This is a genomic window from Aminobacter sp. LjRoot7 (assembly GCF_964252895.1).
Lineage (GTDB): Bacteria > Pseudomonadota > Alphaproteobacteria > Rhizobiales > Rhizobiaceae > Aminobacter > Aminobacter aminovorans_B.
In genome coordinates this window covers 585,865-599,975 of record NZ_CAXUPX020000001.1, presented here as the reverse complement: position 1 = coordinate 599,975, position 14,111 = coordinate 585,865, and the positions used below count along the sequence as shown (strand labels likewise).

Here is a 14,111-nt window from a genome sequence, read left to right as displayed (position 1 = left end):
GAAGGCCTAGCAGATGCCTAGTCATGCAACAACAGGAGTTGCGTGAGGCTTGACGATGACAAGTCACGTAACATAATAAGTAGCGTGATATCCCGAGGGGATGATCTGGCCCTGCCGGGGAAGCGCAACGCGATCAGAAGGTCGCTTCAGAGGAATTGGTCATGGACTATGACGTTATTATCGTCGGGGGCAGCTATGCCGGGATGTCTGCGGGGCTGCAGCTTGCCCGCGCACGGCGCAAGGTTCTGGTGGTCGACGCCGGCGAGCGCCGGAATCGCTTCGCCTCGCATTCGCACGGCTTCCTCGGCCAGGACGGTCGCGAGCCAGGTGCGATTGGCGCTGAGGCGCGGGCGCAGCTCGAACTGTATTCGACGGTAAGCTGGGTCGAGGGCAGGGCGGAGGGCGCGTGGCGGATCGAGGGTGGTTTCGCTGTCGACCTCAGCACTGGCAACCTAGCGAACGGCCGGCGCCTTGTGCTGGCGGCCGGGGTCTCGGATAGCCTGCCCGATATCCCCGGCCTGCGCGAGCGCTGGGGCAAATCCGTCTTTCATTGTCCCTATTGCCATGGCTATGAGCTCAACCAGGGCCGGATCGGCGTGCTCGCCGTGTCGGAGCACTCGATGCATCACGGGCTGATGCTGCCGGACTGGGGCACGACGACGCTCTTCACCAACGGCGTGTTCGTGCCCGACGCCGAGCAGCTTCGGCAGCTGGCAGCGCGGGGCACAGCGGTTGAGGCGACGCCTGTCCGCGAAGTCGGGGGCGAGGGCGCCGACGTCGTTCTCGACGATGGCCGGGTGATCGCGCTCGACGGGCTGTTCACCATGCCGAAAACGTCACTGCAGATTCCGTGGGCCGAGCAGCTAGGCTGCGAACTGGAAGCGGGGCCGATGGGCAATTTCATCAGGACCGATGCGATGAAGCAGACGACGGCGCGGGGCGTGTTTGCCTGCGGCGACATTGCGCGGGCTGCAGGCTCGGTGGCGCTGTCAGTGGGGGATGGCGCCATGGCAGGGGCAGCCACGCACCGTTCGCTGATGTTCGAGGCTGACTGAAAGCCCGTTCGGAATAGAAAAAGCCCGGCAGGCTTGCGCTTGCCGGGCTCTGTCGTCAGTGGCCGAGGATCAGTCCTTGGCGTTGAGGTCGGTGCCGAGCGTGTCCTTGACGAACAGCGTGCCGATGATCAGCGTCATGGCGGCAATCGCGATCGGGTACCACAAGCCATAGTAGATGTCGCCAGCCGCCGCACTCATTGCGAAGGCCGTTGCAGGCAGCAGGCCGCCGAACCAGCCGTTGCCGATATGGTAGGGCAGCGACATGCCGGTGTAGCGGATGCGGGTCGGGAACATCTCGACCAGGATCGCGGCGATCGGGCCGTAGACCATGGTCACGTAGATGACCAACACCGTGAGGATGGCGATGACCATCGGCCAGCTCACGGCTGCCGGATCGGCGACCATGGCGAAGGAGCCGCCTGCCGGGATGTTGAAGAAGCCGACTTCAGGAGCAGCGGCTGCCTCTTCGGCGGTGACGATCTTGTCCTTGATCGCCTGAGCGGCAGGCACGGTCACCTTTTCACCGGCGCGGATAGCGGCGGCGTCGAGCTTCAGTTCCGGATTGGCGGCGATGAAGGCATCGAGCTTCTGGTCGGCAACCTTGGCGGCGCCACGGACCAGCGGATAGCCGGCGTCGTGGAGTGCGATGTTGACCGCTTTGACGAAGGCAGCGTCGTTCGCCTTGGCAGCATCGCCAGCGGCGATGGCGTCATAGGAGGTGACGGTTTCTTCGCCGATCTTGACCGTGGCGGGGGTGCCGGCAGCAGCCGTGGTGACGACGTCATAAGGAACTGAGTTCTTGGTCAGGAACGACGTCGCTATATCGCAGGAGGTGGTGAACTTTGCTGTGCCCACCGGGTTGAACTGGAACTTGCAGTCGCCAGGAGCGGCAGTGACGGTGGCACGAACGTTTTGCTGGGCGGTGGCGAGTGCCGGGTTTGCGGCCCAGGTCAGCGCCTTGAACAGCGGGAAGTAGGTGACGATGGCGAGAGCCAGGCCAGCCATGATGATCGGCTTGCGGCCGATCTTGTCGGACAGCCAGCCAAAGAGCACGAAGAAGCCGGTGCCGAGCAGCAGCGAGATCGCGATCATGATGTTGACCGACTGGGCGTCGACCTTGAGCACGTTCTGCAGGAAGAACAGTGCGTAGAACTGGCCCGAGTACCACACCACGGCCTGGCCGGCGGTGAGGCCGAACAGTGCGAGCAGGGCGATCTTGGCGTTCTTCCACTGACCGAAGGCTTCCGACAGCGGCGCCTTGGAGCCCTTGCCCTCTTCCTTCATGCGCTGGAAGGTCGGCGATTCCGACAGCGACAGACGAATCCACACCGAGATGCCGAGCAGGATGAACGATAGCAGGAACGGAACGCGCCATCCCCAGGCGGCGAAGGCTTCCTTGCCGAGCCAGGTCTGCACAACCAGGATGACGACCAGCGACAGGAACAGGCCGAGCGTTGCGGTGGTCTGGATCCACGAAGTGTAGTAGCCGCGGCGGTCGTCGGGCGCGTGCTCGGCGACATAGGTCGCAGCACCGCCATATTCACCGCCGAGCGCCAGGCCCTGCAGCATGCGCAGCACGATCAGGATGATCGGAGCGGCGATGCCGATGGAGGCCGAGCCGGGCAGCAGGCCGACGAAGAAGGTCGACAGGCCCATGATCAGGATGGTGACGAGGAAGGTATATTTGCGGCCGACGAGGTCGCCGATGCGGCCGAAGACGAGCGCACCGAACGGGCGCACCAGGAAGCCGGCGGCGAAAGCGAGCAGCGCGAAGATGTTGCGAGTGGCCTCGGGGTACGAGGCAAAGAAGGTCGCGCCGATGAAGGCTGCGAGTGAACCGTAAAGGTAGAAATCGTACCATTCGAAAACGGTGCCGAGCGACGAAGCGAAGATGACCTTCTTCTCTTCTCGCGTCATGCCTCGCCCGCGGCGGGCGTCGGCGGTTGCCGAAATTGTCATAGATGTCTCCTCCCAGAGTGCCGGCGGTAAGGGCCTGGAGAGCAATCTCCGCGCGAATCCGCCTGACCTAACCACGTCGAATTGATAACGCCGCAAGACGGGCATTATCCATCGCTGCTTTGGGATTATGACTTTGGTCGTAGAAGCAAACGCGAAGTCGTTTCGGCGACTTATGTTGCATTGCAAACGACGATGCAGAGGCTGGGCCCAGAAGAGGCGGACCGCAAGCTTGGCGCGGCTCGGAAAGGTCAAGCTGCCAATTCAGAACGTTCTGGCCGATGCTGCCCGGCGCCGCAATTGGCGCCGCCGGGCACGTTTTCGAGAAGGACGGATCAGGCTGCCCGTTCTTCCTTTTCGACGAGGTAGCCGCGATCGCGCAGCCACCTTGCGATGATGATTTCAACCATCGACGACACCGAGCGGTGGTCGTCCTTGGCTGCCTTGACGAGCGCCTCCTTGAGGTCGCGTTCGATACGGAATCCGAGCGGATGAGTCTTAGACATGATGATTCCTGAGACTGTTTCGGGAAATGTCCCGGAGAGATGATGACCAGCCGTGGCGGCGAGCTTGATGCTGTAGCCGCTGCTGGCGGGTCATTCGGCGCAGGTGGGGCGCGTTGCGCCGTCAGGCGCGAGCTGGAGGCGCGCGCGGCTCGCTGGTTCGGTAACGCAGGAAGCTGAAAAGCGGGTCGATGGCCAGCGCACCGCTGGTCAGGTCGACGGCTGGCAGGGTGTTGGCGACGCGCAGCAGCGCGCTGTCGTCGCTGCCATCGCCGCTGCACTCGGCAAGGGCAAGGCATGTGTCGCTGCAGCCGGGCAGTGCCGCGGGGTCATCGGTGACCCGATAGGTGCCTTCGCTGGCCGACAGATTTGCTTCAGGATGATAGCCGGACGCGTGCGCGTGGGTCGATGCAACCGAGACGCTGAGTGCAGCAAACAGCGGTAGCAACAAGAACAACAGGCGTGAGAGCAGACTTCCGCTCCTTCGCCCCTGCTGCTGCTGTCTGCGCTGATACAATTGCTGCCTCTGACTGCCTCTGCACGATTCCGCCGACGAGGGCGGATATAGTTACTTTAGAGTAACAGATTGTACCGGCACGGCAATATGCAAATGTATGATAGCGTATGAGGTTCAGAAGGTTTCTGTTGCTATCTGCATACAATTAAAAGTTGCTTTATGCAACCGGCAAAAGAAACCCGGCCGAAGCCGGGTTTCCTATGCCTTGGTGGCTTGCTCAGACGAGCGATGCCGTGAAGCGCTGGATGCGCGTGCAGGCTTCCTCGAGCAGCTTCTCCGACGTTGCGTAGGAGATGCGGAAGTTCGGGCCGAGGCCGAAGGCCGAACCGAACACCACCGCCACGCCTTCGGCTTCGAGCAGCTCGGAGCAGAAGGTTTCGTCGCCGTCGATGACCTTGCCGCCTTGCGTCTTCTTGCCGATCAGGCCGGCGCAGGACGGATAGACGTAGAAGGCACCTTCCGGCGACGGGCAGGTAATGCCGCGCGCCTGGTTGAGCATCGACACGACCAGGTCACGACGATTCTGGAAGATCGCCTTGTTCTTGGCGATGAAGTCCTGCGGGCCGTTGAGCGCTTCGACCGACGCCCACTGGGCGATGGTGCAGGCGCCTGAGGTCTGCTGGCCCTGGATCATGTCCATTGCCTTGATCAGCTGGACGGGGCCAGCGGCATAGCCGATGCGCCAGCCGGTCATGGCATAAGCTTTCGACACGCCGTTCATCGTCAGCGTGCGGTCATAGAGTGCGGGCTCGACCTCGGCGATGGTCTTGAAGACGAAGTCGCCATAGGTCAGGTGCTCGTACATGTCGTCGGTCAGCGTCCAGACATGCGGATGCTTGAGCAGCACGTCGGCGATGGCGCGCAGCTCGGCTTCCGTGTAAGCGGCGCCCGATGGGTTCGACGGCGAGTTCATCAACAGCCACTTGGTCTTCGGCGTGATCCTGCGCTCAAGTTCCGCTGCCGTCAGCTTGAAGCCGTTGTCGATCGACGTTTCGGCGAAGACCGATGTGCCGCCGCAGATCGCCACCATTTCGGGGTAGCTGACCCAGTAGGGACGGGGGATGATGACCTCGTCGCCAGGGTTCAGCGTCGCCATGAAAGCGTTGAACAGGATCTGCTTGCCGCCGGTGCCGACGATCGTCTGCTCGGGCTTGTAGTCGAGATTGTTCTCGCGCTTGAACTTGGCGGCAATGGCCTCGCGCAGCGGCGCGATGCCTGAAACCGGCGGGTACTTGGTCTCGCCGCGGCGGATCGCTTCGATCGCCGCATTCTTGATATTGTCTGGCGTGTCGAAGTCCGGCTCGCCTGCGCCCAGGCCAATGACGTCGCGACCGGCATTTTTCAGCTCGCGCGCTTTCTGCGTGACCGCGATGGTCGCGGAAGGCTTAACGCGGGAAAGGGCATCGGCAAGAAAGGCCATGACTTCAGGTCTCCGGTTCGGAAAGGACGCGGTCGCTCGACCGCCTTTGCGCATCCAACGGAATGCGCGGCGCTGTAATGTCGCATGACGCAGGGAATCGCAAGCAGATTGACGTTTCCGGGGCCTCGGATGTGCTGGTCCAGATGCCGGCGGAAGCTGTGCATAAACAGTCGGCTGGGCGGCGGTCGTTCAAGTTTGAGACATTGCGTTAACCGCCGATCAAATCTTCGATGAGATTTTGGCGGAGCAATTTCGCCAAGCATTCCGGAAATAGGACGGACCGTGTCGAAGAGCATCGGGCTCGCCCAAATCATCCGGCACGACGACGGATCCGCGTCCGGCGTCTGGGGCGTGCATGCCCTGCGCAGCGCGTTTCAGCCGATTTTCGCCTTTCAGTCGGGCCGTTTGCTGGTCACCGCCTTTGAAGGGCTGATCAGGCCGTTTCGCGGTGCTGAGGCCGTGCCTCCGGGCCTCTTCTTCGCTGCCGTGGAAGGCATCGAACGGCTGCATGTCGAAACGCTGACCCGTACGCTGCACCTGCTGAACGCGGCGGTGTTCCTGCCCAAGGACGCGTCGATCTTCATCAATTTCGATCCCTCGGTGTTTCTTGACCGTTCGATCTCGGAGCACGCGCTGCGCGACATGCGCCAGGTGCTCAACGAAACCGGCATCGATCCGCGCCGCATCGTCTGCGAGGTCACGGAGAAGAAGCCGGCCTCGGAAGAGGCGCTGTTCGAATTCGTCAGGGCGCTCAAGGGCAACGGCCTGCGCATCGCCGTCGACGATTTCGGCTCGGACGAATCCGACATCAAGCGCATCCGCGACATCAAGCCCGACATCGTCAAGTTCGATGCCCACTGGATCAGCCGGCTGATGGAATCGGGCGCTGGTTTCGCGCTGCTCAAGGAGATGGTGGCCAACTTCGAGGACAAGGGCATCCGCACGGTTTTCGAAGGGCTGGAGGAAAGCTGGCAGCTGCAACTGGCCGAGCGCTCCGGCGCCTCGATGGTGCAGGGCTTCGTTCTGGCCCTGCCGGAAATCGTGCCGGCGAATTTCTCCAAGTTCGAACCGGTGGCGCCCGAAGCCGCCGGAGACCACAGGGCGGAGCTTGTGCCCGCCGGTGTTGCCGGTGCGGTTGCAGTGCGCGCGCCGCGATCAAGCCGAAGCTTCGGCAAGAGGACATTGCATGAGTGACGTGGTTTTCGGGTTTGGCGCGTTGCCTCGCGATCTGGTGGCAAACATTGCCGCCGACGAAATTGGCCTGGAGTTCGGCGTTCATGGTGAGTTTCGCCTGCGCTGCGCGATCCAGCCGATCTTCCGGCATGAGTACGGTCGCCTGACGCCGGTCGCCGCCGACGCGAAGGTCGTGCCCTACCGCGAAGGCCAGCCGGTGGCGATCGGGGAATTCCTTGCCGAGATGAGTGACGAAGAGCGCGCGATCGTCGGGCGCGTCTGGGCGGTGCTGCCGCTGGCCAATACCCACAATATGGGTCTCAAGGGCATCGCGCTGCTCTTCAGGCAGGAAATCAACGGCGATGCGCCCGATCTCGACGATCTGGGCTTCATGGTCCAGCGCCTCAAGGGCGAAGGTTTCGAGGCGTCGCAACTGATCTGCGAGATCGGCGGCGACGAACAGCTCGCCTGCGCGCTGCGGGCGCTCGGCATGCGTGTCGCGCTCGGTCATCATGGTTCGGCAGAGCATGACGGCGATGCCGTCAAGCGCGTGCTGCCAGACATCGTCAGGCTCGATCGGGCCTCGTTCGAACGCTTCTGCGCCGATGCCGCGACGGGGCGCCTGCTGCGTCCGGTGGTTTCGGAACTCAAGACGCTTGGCGCTGACGTGCTCGTCGAAGGCATCGACAATGAGAGCCGTCTCGAGATCGCGCTTGGCGCCGGTGTCGACCTGCTCCAGGGCGACCTGCTCGAACCGGCAAAGCTGGTCGGCAGCGTCTTTGCCGAAGGGCCGCGCGAAACCTCGCAATATCGTCGGGGTGAATGCGTGGTGGTGCCGCTGTTCGGCTGATGTCAGCGGAAACATCACCAAAGCTGATGCCTGGCAGCACAACAATTCGCTGGATCGACTCAGCCCTGGGACGATAATCGCTCACCAAACGGGGTGAATGCGATGATCACGATCTATGGAATGAGCGACAGCGGCAACAGCTACAAGCCGCGGCTTCTGATGGCCAAGCTCGGCCGGCCGTTCCGCCATGTCGAGACCAGTTCACGCGACGGCTCGACACGCACGCCCGCCTATCTCGCCAAGAATGCCAACGGCAAGGTGCCGCTGCTCGAGCTCGAAGATGGCCGCTTCCTCGCCGAGTCGAATGCCATCCTGCTGCATATGGCCGAGGGCACCCGGCTTTTGCCGAGCGACGCCTACCAGCGGGCGCTGGTCTATCAATGGCTGTTCTTCGAACAGTACAGCCACGAGCCCTTCGTTGCTGTCAGGCGGACGATGTTCCTCTATCCCGAACGCGCTGCCCAGGCGACGCCGGAACGCATGCAGGCGTTGCTCGATGGCGGCAACAAGGCGCTCGGCGTGATGCAGGTGCAGCTTGAGAAGACGCCGTTCCTGGCCGGCGATGCCATGAGCGTCGCCGACATCGCGCTCTATGCCTACACCCATGACGCGACAATCGGCGGCTATGACCTTGACGCGTTTCCAGCGGTCAAGGCCTGGCTTGCCCGTGTTGCGGCGGACGAGGGCCATGTGCCGCTTACATGGCTGCCCTGAGCGCCAGGTCCTGATATGCAAAAGGCCCGAAGATCTGATCTTCGGGCCTTTTTCTATGTCGCGCACAGGTGTCGAGATCCGCGACCTGTGTATGAAAAAGAAAAAGGCGGGGTTTGACCCCGCCTTCCACTGTCAGCAGCTGATCCTGGTTCCTTGGATCCGAGGCTCACGGCAATCTGCCGCATCGTCCTTCTGGGTCCCGGTTCCGGCGCGCTTGTCGCGCGGCCGCCAGTACATCCGTGACTTGCATCGCGATTGGAGCTTTCGCTCCCGCGCGCCTTAAATCAGACTGCCTTCAGAGCGCCAGCCGACGAACGGCCCGTGCGACGGTCCTGTTCGATTTCGAAGCTGACCTTCTGGCCATCGGCCAGCGAGCCCATGCCCGAACGCTCAACAGCGGAGATGTGGACAAAAACGTCCGCGCCACCGGCGTCGGGCTGAATGAAGCCGAAGCCCTTGGTTGCGTTGAACCACTTAACGGTGCCAGTTGCCATATTGAATATCCTTGTCGTTTGCAGTTGTTCTTGACCAAGCGAGCATGCCCAGTCGTTGTATCGAGATTTTGGGGAGAGACGTCTGCAAACGCGAGAGTGTCGCGGGGCACGGATCTGTCGGCCGAAATATCAACGTGCCGGATATAAGGGCAATTGGCGCCAAGTGCAAGCCCTTCCAAATAGTGGAAGCCTGAAAGCGGCCCCAATTGCCATGCAACCATGGCGGGCGCTGGGTGTTATATTGCGTGGCGCTATAGCATCGCGGACGCCTTTAGGCGTGCAAGCGATGCTTTCATGTTAAAATCGGCAGGTGGGCCGCCATTTTTTGAAGTCCTGGGAGGTCATCATGAAAACCATTTTGCTTGCCGCGTGCCTGACACTGCTGGCCGCCGAAGCGCAGGCCGCTTCGCGCTACGTGACGACGAAAATGAGCTGCGCCCAAACGCAAAGCGTGGTGCGCAACCAGGGGGCGGTGATCCTGCGCTGGACATCGCCGACATCGGGCGTGCCGCGCTACGACCGCTATGTCGCCAACGATCATTTCTGTTCGGCCGGCGAAGAGGCGCAGCGGGCATATGTGCCGACCGCCGATGCGCGCTCCTGCCCGGTCTACAACTGCAAGCGAATCGAGCGCGACTTCTTCAAGCGACGGCTGTTTCCGCTGCGCCACTGAAAGCAGAACTGATTCCGGATGGCTGAACGCCTTCTGCGCGCCTGATCGCGGCTTTGGGCTCGTAGCCGCGGGGCTGCTGCGTCCGATGCTTTTCAATTGCCGGTCAGAACCCGAACGACGCCTGGGTGGTCGGCGGCGGGCCGACGCGCACGCCTTCGAGCACCAGCATCTTTTCCTTCATGTTCGACCCGCCGGTGGCCGAGAAGCCGCCGATCTTGCCGCCGGCGGCCAGGATGCGGTGGCAGGGGATGACAAGGGGAATAGGGTTCGCGCCCAGTGCCGAGCCGGTTTCGCGGAACAGCCCCTTGCGGCCGGCCTTTTCCGCCAGCCCGCCATAAGTGGTCGTCTCGCCATAATGAAGGTTTCTGGCGGCGGCATAGATGTCGCGGCGGAAATCGTCGACGCCGGCGAGATCGACCGGCACTGTGGAAAAGTCGACATCGGCGCCGTCGGCATAACGCCTGATGTCGACGATCAGCGTGTCGATCCACTCGGGCGGCGTGCGGTCGCCTGCGGCCGCGCCATGACCGGCTAGCCGCAACAGCCGGCGTTCGGCGGCGTCGCGGGTTTTCTCGGGCAGGCAAAGCCTGACAAGTCCTGTGTCGCTCCATGCCAGCGCCATGAAACCGAGGGCCGTTTCGAACACGGCGTGGCCGGGCAGGGGGTAGAAAACGCTGGTGTCCACGACCGTTCCTTTCATCCGTGCGGCAGGCGTGAATTCGGTACAAAGAGGGAACAATTTGCCATGATCTGCGACCGCATGCCACCCGAAAACCGCATCTGCCTGTGGATTGCCCGGACTCATACGTTGTTGTAGAGAGGTTCGGGCGGGACTAAATCATTAAAAGAGTGTGCATTTGCCGGCGATAAAGACCCACCTGCTGATCTCGGCGGCATTGGCGACGGCTCTGCTGTCTGGCTGCCAGACCAACACAGCGGCCCTCAGCACCGATCTCTCGACGGGCGCCGACGTGGCCTTGAACGCCGAGGTTGCGCCTGCTTCGACAGAGGTCGCTGACCTCGCACTGCCGGAAACCGTGGCTGTGCTACCGACCGCATCATACGCTTCCGCCGAAACGTCGCCGGCCACGGCCGTGCTCGCTGCCGCGGCGCCCACAACCGATGCCTCGGATGTCGCTGTTGCGGCTGACGCCGCGACTCCGGCCACAAATGAAGCCGCCGCCGCGGCCGTAGCCGCCGTGCAACCTACTCCTGCTGCAGGTGCCGGAAAGACGGTTGCTGCTGCCGGTGCTGAAGCGACCGTTGCCGCTGCGCCTGCCCTACCTGCTGCGGATGCCGCCAAGACTGTCGCCGTTGCCGCCGCCGCGCCCAAGGCTCCTGCCTTGGCCAAGGGTCCGGTCGATCCGATGTCGGTGCCGATGGCCGGTGGCGATGTCGTCGTTGTTGCCGGCGCGCCCAAGCTTGTCGGCGAGTTCCCGTCCGCGCCAACGATCGCCGACTACGCCCTGCCGGCCAGCGCACCGGTGCCGCGCAGCTACCAGGTCGCATCGCTGGGCAATGTCGCGCCCGAAAGCTTCGCCACCTCGTCTTATGCCGCGCCCGACAGCCCGGCCCTTGCCTCGCGCGGCAAGATCGACGAGCTGATCTCGAAATACGCGGCCCTTTACGAGGTGCCGGAACGGCTGGTGCGGCGCGTGGTCAACCGCGAGAGCACCTTCAATCCGATGGCCTTCAACAACGGCCATTGGGGACTGATGCAGATCAAGCACGCGACCGCGCGCGGCATGGGCTATGACGGCCCGGCGCGCGGCCTGTTCGACGCCGAGACCAACCTGAAATACGCGGTCAAATATCTGCGCGGCGCCTTCATGGTCGCCGATGGCGACGAGGACAAGGCCGACAAGCTCTACCAGAGCGGCTATTATTACCACGCCAAGCGCAAGGGCCTGCTCGACGAGACGGGCCTCGGGCGTGACCGCGTCCGTCACCGCGGCTAGCCTTGCCGATGCCGTCGCCGCAGGGGGAAAACGACGTCCGCCTGCGCAGGATGCTGCCGGGCGAACTGCAGCCGCCGCGCTGGCCCGCCGGCTTTTCAATGCGGACCTTTAAGGCGTCCGACGCCACCGCACTCTACGATCTGCTTGAGCTCGTCTTCGACGATGGCATGAACGGCCCATTCGACCAGTGGTGGCCGCGGCTCGAGGCCGATTCCGAATTCGATCCGGAACTGTGTTTCCTGGTGTTCGACGGTGAGGGCCGGCTGGCCGGTGCGGCGCTCAGCTGGACCAGCGGCTTCCTGAAGGACCTTGCGGTAGACCCCGCCTTTCGCGGCAAGGGCATCGCCGAAGCCTTGCTGTGGCATGTCTTTGCCACTTTCGCCGCGCGCGGCGCTGATCACATCGATCTCAAGACCAACCTGTTCGACAACGCCGCTGCCGTTCGGCTCTACATCAGACTCGGCATGACCGAGGTGGATTGGGGCGGCTAGAATATGCAACTAAAAATAGAATATCCGACAAGTATTCTATTTTAGATTGCATGAATAATTGATCGGCGTTACGCTGCCTCCCTTCACGCAGCCAAGGGGAGGGATCAGCATGGCCGGACCGAATCTCAGGCAACGTATCGGACACGGTTTCGTCAGTCGCCAGGTGGTGGCGGAGAATGCCGCAATTGCGGCGGCGCAGCAGGACGCCGAGGGATTTTCGCCGCTTGCCGTCGGTGGTGCTGCGGGCGAGGCTTTTTTCGACTTCATGTTCGGCGAATTGAAGGGCAAGGGGCTGAAGGCGGATGATGAACCGCTGTTCGAGCTTGCCAAGGCGATGGTCGAGCCCGACCTTGCCGCGGACGACCCGGGGCAGGCAGACCACGACAATCCGGACATTCCGGCTGGCTTCACCTATCTCGGTCAATTCGTCGACCACGACATCACGCTCGACCTGACGCCGCTGGCCGACGCGCAGGCCGACCCCGCAATGACGCGCAACTTCCGCACGCCGGGGCTCGACCTCGACTGCGTCTATGGTGCTGGCCCCGGGCCGCATCGTTTCCTGTTCGAGCGGGCGCCGAACGCCAGCGGTGCCATGGTCGACACGCCGAGGCTGCTGCTTGGGACAGCGGAGGCGACGCGCGAGAACATCGACAAGCCGGCGGGCAGCCAGGTCAAGCAGCTTGTCGGCCACGACCTGCCGCGCAACGCGCAAGGCGTGGCGCTGATTGGCGACCACCGCAACGACGAAAACCTGATCGTCGCGCAGCTGCATCTGGCCTTCCTCAAGTTCCACAATGCGGTGGTGGAGCACATCAGGGGCACGGTGCCCGACAACGAGCTGTTCAACCAGGCGAGCAAGACGGTGCGCTGGCACTACCAGTGGATGGTGCTGCATGACTGGGTCGAGCGGCTGACCGAGCCGGGCATCGTCGCAAAAATCCTGCATGACGGCCGCAAGTTCTACCGCTTCAAGACAAAGCCCTTCATGCCGTGGGAGTTTTCCGGTGCCGCCTACCGGCTCGGCCATTCGATGGTGCGGCCGCGCTACAACCACAACCGCATCTTCCGCTCGCCCGATCCGCATCTGGCGGAAGGCACGTTCAACTTCTTCTTCCGCTTCACCAATCTGTCGGGCGGGCTCGACAGCGGCACGCCGGGGCAGGGCACGTTTCCGAGCAACTGGGCGATCGACTGGCGGCGCTATTTCGACCTGCCGGCGCCGCCGGCGATCAAGGCCGAGTTCAACCATTCGCGCCGGCTCGACCCGCTGCTGGCGAGCGAGCTTGGCCGGCTGCCGGGCGTCGATCCGTCGGACAAGAAGGCGAGCCTCGCCTTCCGCAACCTCCGGCGCGGCGTGCAGATCGGCCTGCCGTCGGGCCAGGACGTCGCCAAACTGATGCGCGAAAAGATCGCCTTTGATCCGATCTCGGCGGCCGAGATCGCGGCCGACGGTCCCGACGGGGCGGCCGCCAAGTCGCTCGGTTTCCACGAGAAGACGCCGCTCTGGTACTACATCCTCAAGGAAGCGAGCATCCGCGGCGGTGGCAAGAAGCTCGGGCCGGTGGGCGCGCGCATCATCGCCGAAACCTTCATCGGCATCGTCCAGGGCGACGCGGCCTCCTACCTGTCGCAGGAAGGCTGGAAGCCGCATTTGCCGGCTGATGTGCCAGGCACGTTCTTCATGACCGACCTGCTGAAGTTCGTCGCGGCGGCGGGGGATCCGAACGGGGTGGCCGATCCGCTGAACCCGGTAGGGGATTGAGGGGTAGGCGGGGGCGGCCCCGAGGGGCGCAGGTCTCCCATTTTGATAACGGCGCACACGCCGCCATCATCCCGGCCGAGCGAAGCGAGAGCCGGGAACTATGACTGGCGCGGCCGGGGTCTGGGTTGCAGTTGCCTTCATGAAGGCGCCAGGACGAGGACCCGGCCGTGAAAGACGATGATCCAGTCAATGGATCCCGGCTCTCGCTTTGCTCGGCCGGGATGACGCGTGAACGTCGTGCCGCTCCCATTCCTGCTGGCGTTCGATGCTCGAAAAGCCAAGCGATTGGCTTTTCGTCCGCTGCGCGGCCGCATCCCACCTTCTCGCGAACGATGAAAGAAGCCAAACTTGTTCACTGCCACGCTCGCCTTCGCGCCTGGCTATTGTCAAAGAACGCTCCCTTGTCGGGAGAGAAATCCGGGAAGCGGGGCGTGAGGCCGGGCCTGCCGAATGTGAGTATGTGGCGCTCGCGGCCCTCCGCTGTGGCTCCGGGCGTTCGACATTCGAAAAGCCAAATCGTTGGCTTTTCGCCGGCCTTTGGC

At 63.2% G+C, this 14,111-nt stretch carries 14 protein-coding genes; 8 read left to right on the top strand and 6 right to left on the bottom strand.

All coding sequences use genetic code 11. The annotated features are described in order from the left end of the window. The first annotated feature begins 161 nt into the window (after positions 1–161). Positions 162–1,055 carry an NAD(P)/FAD-dependent oxidoreductase gene (locus ACSQ3E_RS02845; protein WP_436121538.1) on the top strand — a complete coding sequence of 298 codons (894 nt, stop codon included), beginning with the start codon at positions 162–164 and terminating at the stop codon, positions 1,053–1,055. Positions 1,056–1,124: 69 nt separating this feature from the next. Here ACSQ3E_RS02845 and ACSQ3E_RS02840 read toward each other — a convergent pair whose 3' ends face one another. From ACSQ3E_RS02840 to ACSQ3E_RS02825, 4 genes are all read right to left on the bottom strand, one after another. After that, the gene (locus ACSQ3E_RS02840; protein ID WP_310316477.1) at positions 1,125–3,014 is read right to left on the bottom strand and encodes an MFS transporter; all 1,890 of its coding nucleotides are present in this window, start codon (positions 3,012–3,014) and stop codon (positions 1,125–1,127) included. Between the two features lie 332 nt (positions 3,015–3,346). Further along, complete coding sequence (locus ACSQ3E_RS02835; protein WP_018428911.1) at positions 3,347–3,517, bottom strand: hypothetical protein; 171 nt, start codon at positions 3,515–3,517, stop codon at positions 3,347–3,349. 121 nt (positions 3,518–3,638) lie between these two features. Continuing rightward, positions 3,639–4,031 (bottom strand): hypothetical protein, encoded by a 393-nt coding sequence (locus ACSQ3E_RS02830; protein WP_310316484.1) that lies wholly within the window; start codon positions 4,029–4,031, stop codon positions 3,639–3,641. A gap of 217 nt (positions 4,032–4,248) precedes the next feature. Further along, positions 4,249–5,451 (bottom strand): pyridoxal phosphate-dependent aminotransferase, encoded by a 1,203-nt coding sequence (locus tag ACSQ3E_RS02825; protein ID WP_436121537.1) that lies wholly within the window; start codon positions 5,449–5,451, stop codon positions 4,249–4,251. Positions 5,452–5,733: 282 nt separating this feature from the next. Here ACSQ3E_RS02825 and ACSQ3E_RS02820 point away from each other — a divergent pair, with 282 nt between their 5' ends. From ACSQ3E_RS02820 to ACSQ3E_RS02810, 3 genes are all read left to right on the top strand, one after another. Next, positions 5,734–6,645, top strand: coding sequence for an EAL domain-containing protein (locus ACSQ3E_RS02820; RefSeq protein WP_436121536.1), 912 nt, complete (start codon positions 5,734–5,736; stop codon positions 6,643–6,645). Next, on the top strand, positions 6,638–7,474 hold the full coding sequence (locus ACSQ3E_RS02815; RefSeq protein WP_436121535.1) for an EAL domain-containing protein: 837 nt from the start codon (positions 6,638–6,640) through the stop codon (positions 7,472–7,474). The genes ACSQ3E_RS02820 and ACSQ3E_RS02815 overlap by 8 nt, the downstream gene beginning before the upstream one ends. A 102-nt stretch (positions 7,475–7,576) precedes the next feature. After that, on the top strand, positions 7,577–8,188 hold the full coding sequence (locus ACSQ3E_RS02810) for a glutathione S-transferase family protein (RefSeq protein WP_436121534.1): 612 nt from the start codon (positions 7,577–7,579) through the stop codon (positions 8,186–8,188). 284 nt (positions 8,189–8,472) lie between these two features. Here ACSQ3E_RS02810 and ACSQ3E_RS02805 read toward each other — a convergent pair whose 3' ends face one another. Beyond that, positions 8,473–8,682, bottom strand: coding sequence for a cold-shock protein (locus ACSQ3E_RS02805; RefSeq protein WP_109575191.1), 210 nt, complete (start codon positions 8,680–8,682; stop codon positions 8,473–8,475). Positions 8,683–8,992: 310 nt separating this feature from the next. On the opposite strand from ACSQ3E_RS02805, the gene ACSQ3E_RS02800 reads away from it, so the two are divergent. Next, a complete protein-coding gene (locus tag ACSQ3E_RS02800; RefSeq protein WP_436121533.1) occupies positions 8,993–9,355 on the top strand; it encodes a hypothetical protein in 363 nt (120 codons plus the stop codon). A 103-nt stretch (positions 9,356–9,458) separates the two neighbouring features. On the opposite strand, the gene ACSQ3E_RS02795 is transcribed toward ACSQ3E_RS02800, so the two are convergent. Then, the gene (locus ACSQ3E_RS02795) at positions 9,459–9,977 is read right to left on the bottom strand and encodes a methylated-DNA--[protein]-cysteine S-methyltransferase (RefSeq protein WP_436121962.1); all 519 of its coding nucleotides are present in this window, start codon (positions 9,975–9,977) and stop codon (positions 9,459–9,461) included. A 235-nt stretch (positions 9,978–10,212) separates the two neighbouring features. Between ACSQ3E_RS02795 and ACSQ3E_RS02790 the strand changes: the two genes are divergently transcribed. The 3 genes from ACSQ3E_RS02790 to ACSQ3E_RS02780 all read left to right on the top strand — a co-directional run bounded on the left by ACSQ3E_RS02790 (position 10,213) and on the right by ACSQ3E_RS02780 (position 13,569). Continuing rightward, on the top strand, positions 10,213–11,313 hold the full coding sequence (locus tag ACSQ3E_RS02790) for a transglycosylase SLT domain-containing protein (RefSeq protein ID WP_436121532.1): 1,101 nt from the start codon (positions 10,213–10,215) through the stop codon (positions 11,311–11,313). A gap of 2 nt (positions 11,314–11,315) precedes the next feature. Further along, entirely contained in the window at positions 11,316–11,804 is a 489-nt protein-coding gene (locus ACSQ3E_RS02785) for a GNAT family N-acetyltransferase (protein ID WP_436121531.1), read from the top strand. Positions 11,805–11,913: 109 nt separating this feature from the next. Beyond that, positions 11,914–13,569 carry a peroxidase family protein gene (locus ACSQ3E_RS02780; RefSeq protein ID WP_436121530.1) on the top strand — a complete coding sequence of 552 codons (1,656 nt, stop codon included), beginning with the start codon at positions 11,914–11,916 and terminating at the stop codon, positions 13,567–13,569. The last annotated feature ends 542 nt before the right edge of the window (positions 13,570–14,111 follow it).